Source organism: Mesorhizobium sp. CAU 1732, from assembly GCF_039888675.1.
Lineage (GTDB): Bacteria > Pseudomonadota > Alphaproteobacteria > Rhizobiales > Rhizobiaceae > Aerobium.
Map to the genome: position 1 here is coordinate 165,568 of NZ_JBDQQR010000003.1, position 16,542 is coordinate 182,109.

At 63.4% G+C, this 16,542-nt stretch carries 16 protein-coding genes; 5 read left to right on the plus strand and 11 right to left on the minus strand.

The window, feature by feature from the left end:
• Position 1: 1 nt before the first annotated feature.
• Both AAFN55_RS22475 and AAFN55_RS22480 read left to right on the plus strand, forming a co-directional pair.
• Entirely contained in the window at positions 2-2,155 is a 2,154-nt protein-coding gene (locus AAFN55_RS22475) for an indolepyruvate ferredoxin oxidoreductase subunit alpha (protein WP_347801218.1), read from the plus strand.
• Positions 2,156-2,157: 2 nt separating this feature from the next.
• Positions 2,158-3,705 carry an indolepyruvate oxidoreductase subunit beta family protein gene (locus AAFN55_RS22480; protein ID WP_347801471.1) on the plus strand — a complete coding sequence of 516 codons (1,548 nt, stop codon included), beginning with the start codon at positions 2,158-2,160 and terminating at the stop codon, positions 3,703-3,705.
• A gap of 209 nt (positions 3,706-3,914) precedes the next feature.
• On the opposite strand, the gene AAFN55_RS22485 is transcribed toward AAFN55_RS22480, so the two are convergent.
• From AAFN55_RS22485 to AAFN55_RS22535, 11 genes are read right to left on the minus strand one after another with little or no spacing between them, the layout of a single operon-like run.
• Positions 3,915-4,688, minus strand: coding sequence for an aspartate/glutamate racemase family protein (locus tag AAFN55_RS22485; RefSeq protein WP_347801219.1), 774 nt, complete (start codon positions 4,686-4,688; stop codon positions 3,915-3,917).
• Between the two features lie 6 nt (positions 4,689-4,694).
• Complete coding sequence (locus AAFN55_RS22490) at positions 4,695-6,008, minus strand: TRAP transporter large permease (RefSeq protein WP_347801472.1); 1,314 nt, start codon at positions 6,006-6,008, stop codon at positions 4,695-4,697.
• A gap of 43 nt (positions 6,009-6,051) precedes the next feature.
• A complete protein-coding gene (locus AAFN55_RS22495; protein ID WP_347801220.1) occupies positions 6,052-6,549 on the minus strand; it encodes a TRAP transporter small permease in 498 nt (165 codons plus the stop codon).
• A 50-nt stretch (positions 6,550-6,599) separates the two neighbouring features.
• Positions 6,600-7,601 carry a TRAP transporter substrate-binding protein DctP gene (gene dctP / locus AAFN55_RS22500; protein ID WP_347801221.1) on the minus strand — a complete coding sequence of 334 codons (1,002 nt, stop codon included), beginning with the start codon at positions 7,599-7,601 and terminating at the stop codon, positions 6,600-6,602.
• 58 nt (positions 7,602-7,659) lie between these two features.
• On the minus strand, positions 7,660-8,643 hold the full coding sequence (locus AAFN55_RS22505; protein WP_347801222.1) for a 3-hydroxybutyryl-CoA dehydrogenase: 984 nt from the start codon (positions 8,641-8,643) through the stop codon (positions 7,660-7,662).
• Positions 8,640-9,716: an NAD/NADP octopine/nopaline dehydrogenase family protein gene (locus tag AAFN55_RS22510; RefSeq protein ID WP_347801223.1), complete on the minus strand. Its 1,077-nt coding sequence runs from the start codon at positions 9,714-9,716 to the stop codon at positions 8,640-8,642. Before AAFN55_RS22510 ends, AAFN55_RS22505 begins: the two co-directional genes overlap by 4 nt.
• A 31-nt stretch (positions 9,717-9,747) precedes the next feature.
• On the minus strand, positions 9,748-10,191 hold the full coding sequence (locus tag AAFN55_RS22515) for a RidA family protein (protein WP_347801224.1): 444 nt from the start codon (positions 10,189-10,191) through the stop codon (positions 9,748-9,750).
• Positions 10,188-10,697, minus strand: a complete 510-nt coding sequence (locus tag AAFN55_RS22520) for a MarR family winged helix-turn-helix transcriptional regulator (RefSeq protein ID WP_347801225.1) — start codon at positions 10,695-10,697, stop codon at positions 10,188-10,190. Before AAFN55_RS22520 ends, AAFN55_RS22515 begins: the two co-directional genes overlap by 4 nt.
• Before the next feature lie 10 nt (positions 10,698-10,707).
• Positions 10,708-11,994, minus strand: a complete 1,287-nt coding sequence (locus tag AAFN55_RS22525) for a TRAP transporter large permease (protein ID WP_347801226.1) — start codon at positions 11,992-11,994, stop codon at positions 10,708-10,710.
• A complete protein-coding gene (locus AAFN55_RS22530) occupies positions 11,994-12,452 on the minus strand; it encodes a TRAP transporter small permease (RefSeq protein WP_347801227.1) in 459 nt (152 codons plus the stop codon). Before AAFN55_RS22530 ends, AAFN55_RS22525 begins: the two co-directional genes overlap by 1 nt.
• Positions 12,453-12,502: 50 nt before the next feature.
• On the minus strand, positions 12,503-13,528 hold the full coding sequence (locus AAFN55_RS22535) for a TRAP transporter substrate-binding protein (protein ID WP_347801228.1): 1,026 nt from the start codon (positions 13,526-13,528) through the stop codon (positions 12,503-12,505).
• A gap of 201 nt (positions 13,529-13,729) precedes the next feature.
• Here AAFN55_RS22535 and AAFN55_RS22540 point away from each other — a divergent pair, with 201 nt between their 5' ends.
• Genes AAFN55_RS22540 through AAFN55_RS22550 form a run of 3 tightly spaced genes read left to right on the plus strand, consistent with a single transcriptional unit; the run spans position 13,730 to position 16,535 of the window.
• Positions 13,730-14,695 carry a PDR/VanB family oxidoreductase gene (locus AAFN55_RS22540; RefSeq protein ID WP_347801229.1) on the plus strand — a complete coding sequence of 322 codons (966 nt, stop codon included), beginning with the start codon at positions 13,730-13,732 and terminating at the stop codon, positions 14,693-14,695.
• Between the two features lie 26 nt (positions 14,696-14,721).
• Positions 14,722-16,056, plus strand: a complete 1,335-nt coding sequence (locus tag AAFN55_RS22545) for an aromatic ring-hydroxylating dioxygenase subunit alpha (protein ID WP_347801230.1) — start codon at positions 14,722-14,724, stop codon at positions 16,054-16,056.
• Positions 16,053-16,535, plus strand: a complete 483-nt coding sequence (locus AAFN55_RS22550; RefSeq protein WP_347801231.1) for an aromatic-ring-hydroxylating dioxygenase subunit beta — start codon at positions 16,053-16,055, stop codon at positions 16,533-16,535. Before AAFN55_RS22545 ends, AAFN55_RS22550 begins: the two co-directional genes overlap by 4 nt.
• Positions 16,536-16,542 lie beyond the last annotated feature (7 nt).

Below are 16,542 nucleotides of genomic sequence, written 5' to 3' on the forward strand. Positions count from 1 at the left end.
CATGGCCGAACGCTCTTTTGCGACCGAAGTCCGCAAGCTGCGGATGGGCGAAGGCGAAACCTTTCACGGCGAAGGCATTCTTGCGCTGACAAAGGCGCTGCTGGAGAACGGTGTCGGCTATGTCGGCGGCTATCAGGGCGCTCCGATCAGCCATCTGATGGACGTGTTGGCCGACGCGCAGGACATTCTCGGCGAACTGGGCGTCCATTTCGAAGCCAGCGCGTCGGAGGCGACCGCCGCCGCGATGCTGGCAGCCTCGGTCCATTATCCGATACGCGGCGCGGTAACCTTCAAATCCACCGTCGGCACCAACGTCGCATCGGACGCGCTCGCCAATCTCGCATCCGGCGGCGTGACGGGTGGCGCACTCGTAATCGTTGGCGAAGACTACGGCGAAGGCTCCTCCATCATGCAGGAGCGCAGCCACGCTTTTGCGATGAAGAGCCAGATCTGGCTGCTCGATCCGCGCCCCAACCTGCCCTCCATCGTCGATTCCGTGCGCCACGGCTTCGAACTCTCGGAAGCGTCGAACACGCCGGTCATGTTGCAGGTGCGCATCCGCTGCTGCCACGTGCATGGCTCGTTCACGGCCCGCGACAATGTTCGTCCGCCGATGACGGTCGGCGACGCGCTCGAAAACCCGAGGCGCGACACCAAACGCATCGTGCTGCCGCCGGCCTCGTTCCTACACGAGCACGAAAAGATCGGGAAGCGCCTCCCCGCCGCCATCGACTACATCCTGCAAAACAAGCTCAACGAGTTCTTCGGCCCCGAAAAATCCTCGGTCGGCATCGTGCTGCAAGGCGGGATGTACAATTCGGTGCTGCGCAGCCTGCAACGGCTCGGGCTGGCGGACATCTATGGCGAGACCGATGTTCCGCTCTACGTGCTCAACGTCACCTATCCTCTCATCGACAGCGAATTCCTCGATTTCTGCAAAGACAAGAAAGCCGTTCTCGTCGTCGAGGAAGGCCAGCCGGACTACATCGAGCAGGCATTCGGGTCGATGCTCTACAAAGCGGGCGGCACGACGAAGCTGATCGGCAAGGGTCCGTTCCCGATGGCCGGCGAGTACACCGGTCAGGTGATGACCGACGCGATCCGCACCTTTCTGGCCGATCATGCATCGGAGATGCTCCCCTCGCGCGGCCGCGCGCCCAACACGCCGCCCCTGCCGGTAGCCGCAAAGAACCTCGCCAACGTCGTCCCGGCGCGCCCGCCGGGCTTCTGCACCGGCTGTCCGGAGCGGCCGATCTTCGCAGCGACCAAGCTGGTCGAAAAGGAACTCGGAGAGCACCACATCGCATCCGATATCGGCTGCCATTTATTCTCGATCATGCCGCCTTTCGATCTCGGCGCGACGACGATGGGTTACGGCCTCGGGCCGGCATCCGCCTCGGCCTTCAACGACAAGAACGCCAGGAAGCGGTCGATCTCATTCCTCGGCGATGGCGGCTTCTGGCACAACGGCCTCACCTCCTCGATCGGCAACGCCGTCTTCAACGACAATGACAGTGTCATCGTCATCGTCGACAACTACTATTCCGCCGCGACCGGCGGGCAGGACATTCTGTCGTCCCGCGCCGACAACAAGTCGAAATCGACCAAGCACCCGATTGCCGAAGCGGTGCGCGGCATGGGCGTGAAATGGGTGCGCCAGATCGATCGTACCTACGACGTCACCAAGGTCCGCGACACCTTGAAGGAAGCCCTGACGACGCCGCAGACCGGCCCGAAGGTCATCATCGCGTCGTCGGAGTGCATGCTGAACAAGCAGCGCCGCGAAAAGCCGATCATTGCCAAGGCGATGAAGGGCGGCGAGCGCGTCGTCAAACCCCGCTTCGGTGTCGACGAGGACGTGTGCACCGGCGATCACGCCTGCATGCGGCTTTCCGGTTGCCCGTCGCTGTCTGTGAAGAAGCTCGACGACCCGCTGCGCGACGACCCCGTCGCGTCGATCGACCAGAGCTGTGTTGGCTGCGGCAATTGCGGCGAGGTCGCCGACGCGGCGGTGCTGTGCCCGTCCTTCTATCGCGCCGACGTCGTCCACAATCCGACCGGTCTGGACCGCTTCGCCAACCGCGTCCGTCGTGGCGTCATCGGCTGGATGCAGGCGCGCCGCGAAAAGCGCCGCCTCGTCTTCGAGAGCGTATGACCATGAACGTACACGCACTCCCCGATCTCCCGCGGCGCGGCGAGGACACGACGCGCTCCATCATCAAGATCGCGGTTCTGGCCGTGGGCGGCCAGGGCGGCGGCGTTCTGACGGACTGGATCACGGCGGTCGCCGAGGCGAACGGCTATCGCGCGCAGTCGACATCCGTCGCAGGCGTCGCGCAACGCACCGGCGCCACGATCTATTATGTCGAGATGGCACCGGACACCGGCCGCGCGCCCGTCTTCTCGCTCAGCCCGTCGCAGGGCGACGTGGATATCCTGATCGCGGCCGAACTGATGGAGGCCGGCCGCGCGATCGTGCGCGGCTTCGTTACGCCCGACCGGACCACGCTCATCGCATCGTCGCACCGCGTGCTTGCCGTATCGGAAAAGATCGTGCCGGGAGACGGCCGCGCCGATCGCGATTTCGTGGAGATCACGGCGGAAGGCGCATCGCACAAGCTCATCTGCTTCGACATGGAAAAGATCGCGCTCGATGCTGGAAGCGTCATCTCCTCCAGCCTGTTCGGCGCGCTCGCGGGGTCGGGCGCCCTGCCCTTCGCGCGTGAGACCTATGAGGCGACCATTCGGGATTCCGGGCGCGGCGTGGAGGCCAGCCTGCGCGCATTCCGCGCCGCCTGCGACCAGGCGGAAGCGGGTGGCCGCGATACCGCCCCGACGCCGGCCAAAGCAACGTATACGACAGCCCCTGTCGGGCCTGCAGCGCTTCTCGACGCATGGCGCGTGCTCACGTCACGCGTGGACGCGCTTCCGAAGGCGGTCCGGGATATGGCCGGCCGCGGTCTGCGCAAAGTCGTGGACTATCAGGACACCGCCTATGGCGCGGCCTACCTTGATCGCCTCGACGCTGCGATCGCGAAGGACAGCGCGGCGGCCGAATGGCGCTATGCGATCGAGGCGGCAAAATATCTCGCCAATGCGATGGTCTATGACGACATCATCCGCGTTGCCGATCTGAAGACGCGCAGCGCGCGCGACGACCGTCTCCGCCGCGAGCAGGACATCAAGGGCGATGTCGTGGTGCAGGTGACGGAATACTTCCATCCGCGTATCGAGGAAGTGTGCGGCACGCTGCCCCCCCCGATCGGCCGCTTCATCGAAAGCCGCCCGAAGCTCGCCGCCTGGCTCGACCGCCGCATCAACAAGGGCCGCCGCATACGCACCGACAGCCTCAGCGGCTACGTCATGCTATGGGTGATCGGCACGCTGCGCCCATGGCGGCGCAGCCTGTTGCGGCACAAGGTCGAGGAAGCGCATCTCGACACATGGTTCGCGACCGCGCAGACGACGGTGGTGTCCAATTACGACCTCGGCGTCGAGGTGTTGAAGTGCCGCCGCCTGATCAAGGGTTACTCGGACACCCACGCGCGCAGTCACTCGAAGTATGCCCGTGTCCTGTCGGGCCTGCCCGTCATCGCATCTCGCAGCGACGCCGCCGACTGGCTGCGCCGCCTGCGCGAGGCAGCCCTGATGGACGAAGACGGCAAGGCGCTGGATGGCGCGTTGAAGACGATCGCTACGCTGTAGGTCCGGCGGTCCGCTTCAATTCGGCAGCGGTTGAGCGTGTCGATCTACCCCCACCCCTAACCCCTCCCCACAAGGGGGAGGGGAACTTGGTGACGATCCCGCCAGACAGTGATCGTCGAGGGTTCGTGCGACATGGCGGCCAGCGAATCCCCCTCCCCCTTGTGGGGAGGGGTTAGGGGTGGGGGTTCTTCCAGCCAAACCCGAACTGGCTAAAGCCCCTTGGGGTGCGCCATGAATTCCTCGATGATCTCGAGCGGCGGCTTCACGTAGTCGGACGTGCGGCTGACGCCAAGCCCCGAAAGCCGCCTCAGGCGCACCTGCATTTCTGCCTGCTTGACCACGATCGGAATGCCGTTGATCACCGGCGCGCCATCGACCCGGTGCGCCTCTATCTGCGAGAACAGGAGCATCGGGATACCGCCGCCGGGGATCAGGACATCCACGCCGTCCGCCACCAGCGGTCTCGCCTGTTCCTCGAACAGGTTGCGCACCTCAGCCAGGCGCTCGTCGGAACCGAATGCGGCCAGGATCTGGCCCGGCTCGAACTGCATCGCATGAACGCCGGCGACGCGCTTTTCCAGCCCGTAGCGCCCGATCTGGTGATGGAACCAGGGAATGTAGCGCCGGTTGATCGTCACGATGCCGGAGCGCTGCCCAAGCTGGCAGGCATGCAGCATCGACGCCTCGCCCATCCCGAGAACGGGAATGTCCACCACCGAGCGCGCCTCGTAGAGCCCCGCATCCTGGAAATGGCCGATCACGAAAGCGTCGTAGCCCTCGCGCTCGGCCTTCACCGCATTGCAGATCACCTCGCGCGCGCAGCGGAACTCGACGATCGGATGCGCGTAGGAATCGTGCGGCGTGATGCCCTTGATGTCGATCGTCGTGCCCGGATCGACGATCGCGTCGAGGTGCTTTCGCAACTCGTCCCAATAGGTCGCGCCGTTCTCGTAGTCGACATAGCTCTGATACCAGATACGCATCGCCCGTTACCTCATCATGCTCGGCAGCCACAGCGCGATTTGCGGGAAGATCGCGATCACGACCGCCAGCAAAAGCGTGCAGCAGATGTAGGGGAACGACGCGCGCGCCGCGTCGCCGATCGTCGTGCCCTTGGGACTGACGCCCACCATGACGAACAGCAGCAGCCCGAACGGCGGCGTGACGAGGCTCAGTTCCAGCGCCAGCAGCATGATGACGCCGAACCACACCGGATCGAAGCTGTAGAGCGCGGCGATCGGCATGAAGATCGGCAGCGTCAGCATCATGATCGAAAGCTGGTCCATGAACATGCCCAGCAGGAGCAGGACCAGGAACATCATGAACAGCATCATGTAGGCGCTGACGTCGAAGTTGGTCGCGAACGCGATCAGCCCGGAGGATGCGCCGGAGAAGGCGAGGATTTGCGAAAACGTCGTCGAGCCGACGATAATGGTCATCATCATCACCGACACGGCCAGCGTTCCGCGCATCGCCTTGACGATCGCCTCCCACGTCAGGACGCGATAGCAGATCGCCAGGATCACCACGGAAAGCGCGCCGAAGGCGGCGGACTCGGTCGGCGTTGCCCAACCAAGCAGGATGAGGCCGATGACCGCGAAAATGACGAGCCCCATCGGCAGCACGTCCACGATCAGCCCTCTGATGATTTCACGGGCAGGCGCGCGCTCGGCGGCGTAGCCCGGCGCGGCATCGGGATCGATCGCGATCTGGATGCGGATCGTGATCGCGTACAGGACCGCAAGGATCAGACCCGGCAGAAGGCCGGCGATCAAAAGCGCGCCGACGTCGATACGCCCGAGCGATCCGAGCAGAACCGCCAGTGACGACGGCGGGATGATCATCGCCAGACCGCCCGTTGCAAGGATCGGCCCCATGATCATATGCGGCTTGTATCCGCGCTTGATCATGTCGGGCATGAGCGTGGTCCCGAGCATGGCCGTGTTCGCCATCGAAGAGCCCGACAGGGTCGCGAAGATCGTTCCACCGCCGACCGTCAGATAGGACAGCCTGCCCTTGATGCCGCCGAGACATTTGTCCAGCGCATCGAAGACGCGGAACGCCAGCCCCGTATGGAACAGCAGTTCGCCCATGATCAGGAACAGCGGCACCGGCACCAGCGCGAAGCTGGTCACGGACGTGGAGGCGTTCGCCACGAGCTGGTCGATGCCGACCATACCGCCCATGAAGATGTAGACGCCGACCACATTGATCGTGAGAAATGCGAATGCCACCGGCATGCCGGACAGCATCAGAACCAGAAGGCCACCCACCATCAGCAGCGTGGCTTCGTACCATTCCATCATCATCGGACGGCCCTCGGGCTAACGGTTGTCGTGCAGGCCATCAGTGTGCGGCTCCCGACCCTGAATAGGCGCGCCCGGCGATCAGAATCCGCAGGAATTCAAGCGCCATCAGGCCAAAGCCGCCGGTGAGCATGGCGTAGAGCACCCATGCGGGAATGTTGATCGACCGCATGTCGACCGAACGCGACGCGATCATCTCCAGCCCGACGACGCCGGAGCGCCAGGCCAGCAGCGCCAGAATGAAAATCGTCACCGACGTCAGGACACGGCCGACCCACATGCGCGCGGTGTCCGGGAGCTTCGCGACGAAGGAATCGATCGCGACGTGCCCCCCGGTCCGGACGAGCCACGGAGCCGCCGCCATCGTCGAGAACATCATGACGTACTCGACGATGGCGCTCGTGGACTGAAAGGGCCGAAACCCTGTATTGCGCAGGATCACGTCGATCACGATCATGATCGTCGCGATGGCAAGGGACGTTGCGCCCAGGACCGCCAATCCCAGGATCAGGCGGTCGTAAACTCGCACCAAATGCATCTCATCCACCTGTTCTGTGTGATTGTTGGCGATCCTGCGCTGCGTTTTGCTCAGCGGCCGTAATAGGCTTTGCGCAGCGCGTCGTAATGCTCGCTGCCTGCCGCCTTCATGCGGGCCCACGCGCTTTCGAACGCCTGCTCGCGGAACGTGTCGGCGGCCTCACCTTCCAGCGTGATCACCGTCATCCCCTTTTCCTTGACGCGCGCGTCGATCTCCGTCGCCATCGTCTGGAAATTCTCGTAGGAAATCTGCTCGTATTCCTCCGCGACGGCGGTGATAAGCGCGCGCGATTCTTCCGTCAGCGATTCCCATTTCGCGGGATTGATCACGACTGCAAGGTCGGTCTGGAAGACGCCCGGATCGATGCGGTAGCGCAGGAACTTGTCCCACGAGAGATCCTCGATGCCGATGATCGGCCATCCCGATCCGTCGAACGTGCTGCGCTCGAGACCGGTGTAGACGTCGGGAACCGGAACAGAGACCGGGATCGCGCCGATCTGCTCGAAGAACGCGTTGTAGATGGGCTGCGAACGGATACGCAGACCGGAAAGGTCCACGCCACCAGCTTCGGTGCGCTTCGGCTCACCGATCGTATAGACGTGGAATTCCACGCCCGTATCGAGATGCGCGAGCAGTTCGACGCCGAGCTTGGTCTTGAATGCCCCCTGCATCAGCGCGAAGCCGCCATTCTCGCGGGCCTCCGCTGCGGTCACGGTCGAGCCGACCCAGGCATCCGCCTCGGGCATCGTGCCCAGATAGTAGGAGGCCGGGCCATACTGCATGTCGATCACGCCGCGGCGAACGGCATCGACCTGCTGGTTGGGCGGAAACATTTCCGGTCCGCCGGCATAGGTGATCTGAACCACGCCCTGCCCGCGCTCGTTGACGAGGTCGACAAAGCCCTTGAAGCTCTCGGAAAACGCCAAAGTCTGCGGGAAGGCAGAAATGGCGCGGATGGTGTCCTGCGCGCTGGCAGGCACACTCAACGCGGCGATGCCGGCGGTGGCTGTAAGAAGCGAAACTGCGGTACGTCTGGTGAAGGTAAGCGTCATCTGTTCATTCCTCTGTCGGTTGATTGTCGGCTTTCCACCGATCTTGCGGGTTGATTGATCAGGCTACGGGTGGGCGAACGAGCCCTGCTCCTTTCAGAGCCACGAGAAACGCTGCCATGCGCTTCTCGCGGTAGGCGTCGACGTCGACGCCCGCATAGTCGAAGAAGCCGGCCCCGGACTTCAGTCCGATGCGGCCCTTTTCCATGTTCTCGGAGATGATATCCGGCGGCGCGAAGCGTTCGTCCTCGAACGCCTTGGCCAGATAATTGCTCGCGTAATAGAGGATGTCGCCGCCGCCCCAGTCGATGAATTCGAGCAGCCCCAGCACGCCGAAGCGAAGCCCGAAACCGTAGGTCACGGCCTTGTCGACGTCCTCGGCGCTTGCCACCCCTTCCTCGACCAGCCGCGCGGCCTCGTTCATCGCCAGCGCCTGAATGCGCGGCACGATGAAGCCCGGCGATGCCTTGCAGACGATCGGCACCTTGCCGATGCTCTCCAGAAACGTCTTGGTCGCGGACAGAGTCTCCGGCGAGGTCTCGTCGGCCGGGCTGAGTTCGACCAGCGGCATCAGGAACGCCGGGTTGAGCCAATGCGCGTTCAGGAAGCGCTCGGGGTGACGCGTCAACTTCGCCAGATGCGTCGACAGCATCGTGGACGTGGTCGATGCCAGGATCGCATCGTCGCCGGCATGGGCGTCGAACAGCGCGAACGCGTCCCGCTTCGCGTCCTCGACTTCCGGCACGCCCTCGAACACCAGCGTCACGTCGGTAAGTGCCGCCGCCGCGTCTTCGAGCGGCCAGACGGACACGCGCGAGAGGATCGTCGGCAGCACACCGGCGTCGAACGCACCAAGCGCCGCCATCGACGCCAGCGCCTGCTCGATCTCTTTCAGGGCATCCGCCTTGAACGTCTCGAAGGCCGCTGCATCGCGCGCCTTGGCATCCAGAAGGCGGATTTCATGCCCCGCATAGGCAACGCATTGCGCGATACCGCGCCCCATGCGTCCCGCACCGATGCAGCCTATGACGGCACTATTCATCACAGGCCGTCCTGCAACATCGCCTGAACGTCCGCCCTGCCCTTTTCGGCCAGGCCGAGGCTTTCCAGCGTGCGCCCGTCCTTGCGGAAATCGCGCTCGGCGACCGCGCCCGCGACGGACAGGAGACCGGTCGCGACCGGGCATGGCACGCCAGCCCATTCGCCGACCGAGACCAGAAAGGCGAGGCCGAGGCCGACATCTTCCAGCATGTAGCGATGGTTCTTGAGATCAAGCGTCTCGTGCCAGTCGCCCGAACCGACCAGCTTGTCGTGTGCGAGGTTGCCATACATCCAGTCGCTGGTTTCGTAATGGTCCGCGAGCGGGAAATGCGGCGCGCCGTAGCCGAGCGCTTCGCGGATCGCGATGCGTTCATTGTCGAGCGCGGTGTGCGTGCGGCGGATCGCCGGCTGCGTGCCCTCGTTGTGGATGTCCCATTTGTCGAAATGCTCGATCGCGCCGGCATTCATCAGGATCAGCGGCGGGTGGATGATCGGCCCCGCATTCATCAGTGCGCCCGACAGCGCGTCCTCGACCGGTTCGATCGCGCCGGGAAACGCCTGCGAGATGATGTCGATCGCATGATCGGTCAGCCGCGCCGGCAGCACGCCGGTCGGCAGGCGCGACGCGCGCGTCGTGATACGGACCTCGAGTGAATTCTGCTTCCGCGTCAGCCACGGCAGCGTGCCGGTCTCCGCTATCGCGATATCGGCAGTCGAGCCCGCATCGCGAATCCGCTTCAGCATGATGTAGGAGCCGAAGGTGCCCGGCGGCAGATAAATGACCTGCCCATCGACGAGATGGGCCGCCAGCGCCGTTGCCATGTCCTCCTGCGCAAAAGCCGGCGTCGGCGCGACGATCAGCGACGCGCCATCGATCGCGGCCTTGAGATCGTCGGTGGGCGATACGGCGACCTTGCGGCTGCCCTGGTGATCGGTGACGGTGATTGCGCCCGCTGCCGCGATGTCGGCGAAACTCGCGCGATCACGACGCCACCATGCAACGTCGTGGCCGGCTTCGGTGAAATCCGCCACCGCCGCGTAAGAACCGTTTCCGCCACCCAGAACAGCAATCTTCATATCAATCCCCCTTTGAATATTCCGGCCATCGTCACGCCGATGCAGGCAGCACTGCCGTCGCCTCGATTTCGAGGAGCGCGTCAGCCTCGACCAGCCGCACCACCTGCACGGTCGCCATCGCGGGGAAACTGCGCCCGAATACCTCGCGGTAGGCGCTCCCCAGCCCCTTCTGGTCGGCCATGTAGTCGTCGATGCTCGTGACGTACCAGGTGAGCCTAACGAGATGCTCGGGGCCAGCACCCGCCACCGCGAGCACGTCGCGAATGTTCAGGAATGTCTGGCGCGCCTGTGCCACAAAACCGTCCGCAAAGCGCCCGTCGCGATCCCACCCGACGAGACCACCGGTGAAAATCATCTGGCCTTGCGCGATCACGCCATTCGCATAGCCCTTCGGGACGGGCCAGCCTTCAGGCTGCAGGACACGATGCGTCAGGGATTGCGGCGCCTCCACGACGTCGTCGACAGGCTGGTTCATTCGCCACTCTCCTCGGTGTCGATAACTGCATGGGGAGGATGCCCGTGCAGGCTGTTGATGCGCTTGAGAACGCCGATCAGGATATCGGCCTCCCCACGTGTGATCTGGGCCACGATTCCGGCCTCGTGATCCTTCGCGGCCGTCACGAGTTCGACCGCGAGCTTTTTGCCCTTTCCGGTGAGATAGACCCGCACCCTGCGTCGATCGCGCGCGTCGGACCGTCGCGTCACGAGATCGCGGGCGACCATCTGGTCGATGATCTTGGTGAGCCGGGACTGCTCCATCAGGGCAAGCGTCGCCAGTTGGGTGACCATCTGCCCGTCGGCGTCGGAAAGGCAGGCAAGCACACGCCATTCCGGCACCCGCACGCCCCGATCCCGCACCACCGCATGGAACTCCTCGCTGATGGCGTTGCTGGCGGCGGCGAGCAGATAGAGAAGATAGTTCGAGACGAACCCATCCTCAGGAAGGTCGGGGCGCTTGTCTGGCGGAGGGTTCGTGCTCATGCCGGACACCTCACATCGAGTACGGGATAAGCAGCGCCATCGACGGAACCGCGATGAGCAACAGCAGGCGCAGGACGTCGACGATCACGAACGGCACGATGCCGACATACATGCGCTCGATCGGTATCTCCGGCGCGACCGAGCGCAGGACGAACAGGTTCATGCCGATCGGCGGCGTGATGTAGCTCAGTTCGGCTGCGACCACGACGAAGATGCCGAACCAGATCGGGTCGAAACCGAGCCCGGTCACGATCGGAAACAGGATCGGTACGGTAAGCGTGATCATCGACAGGCTTTCGAGCAGGCAGCCCAGAACCAGATAGATGACCACGATCGACAGAATGACCTGATACGGGCCGGCACCGAGCGCATTGACCCATCCACGCAGGTCCGTGGTGAGACCCGAGAAATTGACGTAGTTCAGGAAATACAGCGCACCGAACAGGATGAAGAACATCACCGCTGTGGTCTTCGCCGTATCGAACAACGTCGTCAGCGTCTCGCGCAGTGTCAGCTTTCCGCGTGCGGCCGTCAGCAGCATTGCGCCCGCGGCGCCGACGCCCGCGGCCTCTGTGGCCGTGAAGATGCCGACATAGATGCCGCCGAGCACGCATGTAAACAGAAGCAGCGCCCACACGACACCCTTGAGCGCGCGGAAGCGCTCGATCAGCGGCAGTTTTGGCAGGACCTGAAGGTCCTCCTTGTACATCACCAGCGACAGGCGAACGGCCAGCACATAGCCGATGATGCCGATCAGCCCGGGCAGCAATCCGGCGAGAAAGAGCATCCCGATATTCTGCTGCGTCAGGATGCCGTAGATGACGAGGATGACCGATGGCGGGATGAGAATGCCCAGCGTCCCCCCTGCCGCGACCGACGACGCCGCCAGCCGGTCGGAATAGCCGAAGCTGCGCATGGCGGGCAGCGAGATACGGGCCATCGTTGCGGCGGTTGCAAGCGACGAACCGCAGACCGATGAGAACCCACCGCATGCGACGATCGTCGCCATGGCGAGCCCGCCTTTGCGGTGCCTGAGCCAGGCATTCGCAGCCGTGTAAAGATCCTGCGCGACGCCGGACTGGACGACGAAATTGCCCATCAGCAGAAACAGCGGCACCACCGACAGCGTGTAGCTGCGCCCCGCGTCGAAATAGGTCTGCCCGATCAGCGACAGCGCCGGCTGCCAGCCGATGATCGAGGCAACACCGACGAGCCCGACGCCAGCCATCGCGAACGCGATCGGCATGCCGGCGAACATCAGAAGCATCATGAGTGTTATGCCGAGAGGCCAGGCCATCAGATGCCTCCCTCGCGTCCACGCGACAGGCGCAGGCAGGCCATGACAAACGTCGCGAGCGACGAGACCCCGGCGATCACCGCCGCGCCCTTGCAGAACGGCGCGAGCGGCATGCGCAGAAACACCGTCACCTCATTATAGGTCGCAAGCCGGACCGCGTGCTCCCACAACTGCCACGCAACGATCGCCAGGACGACCGACACGGCAAGCCTCGCCGAGGCAAGCTGGACGGCTGCGAGCCAGCCCGTGAACTTCGACGTGAACAGATCCACGCTGACGTGTCCGTCGTCTAGGCACACCGCCGGCAGTCCGGTGAAGATGATCGCCATCAGGAGCAGTTCCGTATATTCGGGCGCGCCGGGCAGAGGCCGCAAGAGAAGGTAGCGTCCGAACACATCGACTACGGTCACGAAGGTCAGGGCGATGAGCAGCGAACCGCACAGGAGCGCGGTCGCCAATCTCAGACCCTTCCGAACCCTCGTCGCGAGAGCTTCGGTCGGGGCGGGGGTCATTCCGCCTCGACTGCCTTCACTTCGGTGAGAAGCTTTTCATGAAGCGCCTCGAAGTCCAGGCCCTTGGCTTCGTATTTCGCCGCCACGTCGTCGAAGATCGGCTGGGCGGCTTCGCGCAGCGCGGTCATCTCCTCCTCGGTCGCGTCGTGATAGGTGACCGTGTCCTTGATGATTTCGGCGCCTGCAGCGTCCGCGCGATCCCAGGCCTGGCCGGCCATGCGCGAGAATGCCTCACCGGAAATCGAGTCGATCGCGGCCCTGTCTTCCTCGGACAGGCTGTCATATTTTGCCTGGTTCATGACGAAGAAGAACGAGGAATTGTAGAGACCGCCAGGAGCTCGCAGCGCGGTGTCGACGAGCGCTTCGATCTTGAAGAACGGCACGGATTCGATCGGGAAGAAGATGCCGTCGGCAACGCCGCTCGACAGAATTTCGTAGGATTGCGGCGACGGAGCCTGGATGGAAACCATGCCGAGCCGGTCTGCGAGCATCCCCATCACGCCATTGCCGATGCGGATTTTCGCCCCGGAAAGTTCATCGAGAGGGGTGACCGGCCGTCCCTTGGTGAAGAGCAGGCCGGGCCCGTGGGTGAACACGCCGATCACCTTCGTGCCGCGATGCTCTCCAGCCTCCGCAAGGTCGCTCTCGTAGAGGCGCTGGAAGGCCACCGAGAGAGTTTCCGCCGAATCCGCGAGGAACGGAAGTTCGGCGATTTCGGTCAGGCTGAAGCGGCCGGGCGTGTAGCCGTGCACGCTGAAGGTCAGGTCGGCGACACCGTTCGCGGCCAGATCGAAATGCGCCGGCGGCGGCCCAAGCGGCGCGTCGAGGATTTGCACGGTGACGCGTCCGTCGGTCGCCTCCTTGAGCTGTTCGGCCCAGGGCATCACCATATCCTTGACGATCGGATGCGAGGCAGGAAGCCAGTTGGACAGGCGCAGAACCGTCTCCTGCGCGGACGCAGAGACACTCATTGCCAGAAAGAAAATAGATGCATTCGCAATTTTCTTGAAAGCTGAGCTCACCGTGGTTCCCCTTTTTTGTCGGCAGCACTAACCAAATGCTGACACAGCTCAAATCACTCTTCAAGCTTAAAACGATGAAATTGCATCTAATGCCGTTCGAGCCATTGACACGTCAAAACATGATATTTCATATTCCTCGAATGGAGGAGGCTTGTGCGCCTCGACCCGGCAACCGCCAGAACAAGAGCGGAGGTAAAGCACATGTCGCATCTGCGGCTGAAGGTCCTCGAGGCCGAACCGATCACTGCGCGCATCCGCAGCGTGGTGCTTGTTGCGGAGGATGGATCGTCCCTGCCCGGCTACACCGCCGGTGCGCACATCCGCATCCAGCTACCGGCGGGCGGCGAGCGCCACTATTCGCTGATCAACACCGATTCAACGACGGATACGACCCGTGGCGTCCAGAGCTACAGGCTCGGAATTCTGCTCGAGGAGGCCGGCACCGGGGGCTCCCGCTACATGCATGATCTGGCGGTCGGCGATGTCATCACGGTAGCACCGCCAAAGAACGACTTCTCCGTCGCCACCCATGACGGCCCCGCCATCCTGATCGCCGGCGGCATAGGCGTCACGCCCATCGTCGCGATGGCCGCCGAGTTGAAGCGCGCGGACCGGCCATTCGAGTTCCACTACAGCGGCCGCTCCCGCACGCTCATGGCATTCGTGGAAGATATCAGCGAAGCCTGCGGTGACGCATTGCGCGTCTATTGCGACGACGAGGACGGCAACTGCATTGATCTGGAGCGCCTGACGAAATCCCTCGCCACGGACGCCCACATCTATGTCTGCGGGCCGCGCGGCATGATCGAGGCCGCGCGTGAGCGTGCGCTGGCGCAGGGTTTCGCCAAGGAGTGCATCCATTTCGAACTGTTCGAGCGCGTCGAAGAGCAGGCCGGCGACAAGCCCTTCGAGGTTGAAATCTCGTCCACCGGCCAAATCTTCACCGTGCCGCCCGGCAAGACCATCATCGAGATCCTCGAAGAAGGCGGCGTCGACCTGATCTACGACTGCCAGCGCGGCGATTGCGGCATCTGCCAGACCACGGTGATCAAGGGCATTCCCGACCACCGGGACGTCATCCTGACCGACGACGAACGCGCATCCAACGACGTGATGCAGATTTGCGTGTCGCGCGCGCTGTCGCCCAAACTCGTACTCGACCTGTAACCTCCAAGCACAGGGGAACGCCCGTCATGAGCCGTTATGCCAATGACACCGCCGCCATCGAGGCCCTTGTCCGGCCGACCGAGGTGCATCGCGACATCTACATCGACGAGGACGTGTTCAAGCTGGAGATGAAGCATCTCTTCGCCAACACCTGGGTGTTCGTCGGTCACGACAGCCAGACGCCGAACAAGGGCGACTACTTCACGACTGAGATCGGCACCCAACCCGTCATCATGGTGCGCCACTCCGACGACCAGATCTACGTGCTGCACAATCGCTGCCCCCACAAGGGCACCAAGATCGCGATCGACCGGGCGGGCAATACGGGCAAGTTCTTCCGCTGCCCCTATCATGCGTGGTCGTTCAAGACGAACGGGTGCCTGCTCGCGATCCCGCTGCGCAAAGGCTACAAGGATACCGGCCTCGAAGAGAGCCATTCCGTCAACGGCATGGCGCCCGTCGGGGCCGTGAAGAACTATCGCGGCTTCGTCTTCGCAAGGCTCGCAAAGGACGGCATCGACTTCGACACCTTCTTCGGCAACGCCCTGAGCTCGATCGACAACATGGTCGATCGCTCGCCGGCCGGGCGTCTCGAAGTCTCCGGCCCGCCGCTCCGCTACATGCATCGCTGCAACTGGAAGATGCTGGTCGAAAACCAGACCGACACCTGCCATCCGATGGTCGCGCATGAAAGCTCTGCCGGCACCGCGATCGATCTGTGGGAAAAAATGGACAAGCCGGAGGGCACGAAGACCCCTATGGCGATGGAAGTCATCGCGCCCTTCATGTCGTCCTACGAATTCTTCGAGAACATGGGCATCCGCACATGGCCGAACGGCCATGGCCACACCGGCGTGCATCACTCGATCCACTCCGACTACTCGGCCATCCCTGGCTATTTCGAACAGATGGTCGAAGCCTATGGCGAGGAAAAGGCGCGCGCGATCCTCGGCGAGAGCCGGCACAACACGATCTATTTCCCCAACATCATGATCAAGGGGCCGATCCAGCAGCTTCGTCTGTTCAAGCCGATCTCGGCCGGCAGGACGCTGGTCGAGAGCTACATCTACCGTCTGGTCGACGCCCCCGACATGCTGGTCGAGCGCACCGCCATGTACAACCGCCTGATCAACGCCCCGACCTCGATGGTCGGGCACGACGATCTCGAAATGTACGAGCGCGCGCAGGAGGGGCTTCATTCGGACGGCCTCGAATGGGTCAACGTCCAGCGCCTCTACGTTGAAGGCGAGGACTTCGAGGACGAGGCGATCGAGAACGGCACGACCGAACGCCAGATGCGCAACCAGTTCCATGCCTGGACAAAATACATGACGATGAGCATGGACGGAGGCGCACGATGACCTTCCCGTCGCGCGACGATCTGATCGACTTCGTCTACGACGAGGCCCGCATGCTCGATGACGGGCGCTTCGACGAGTGGCTTGCCCTGTGGAAGCCGGACGGCATGTACTGGATGCCGCTCGACTACAACCAGCAGGACGCGAAGCATGTGACCTCGCTGCTGCATGAGGATTTCTTCATGATCAAGCTGCGCGTCGAACGCTTCAAGGGCGAGCGTACTTTCTCGCAGAAGCCGAAAACCCGCTGCCATCACGTCATCCAGCGGCCGTTCATCGAGGAGGTCGATCACGAGGCGGGACGTTTCGTCACGCACACGCCGTTCCACTATGTCGAGACGCGCCTGGACGACCAGACATTGCTGGCGGCCAATGCGCGCCACGAACTGGAGCTGGTCGACGGTGCCTTGAAGATCAGGCTCAAGCGGGTCGATCTTCTCAACTGCGACGCCGCCTTCGGCAACATCCAGATGTTCCTGTGAGGGAGTT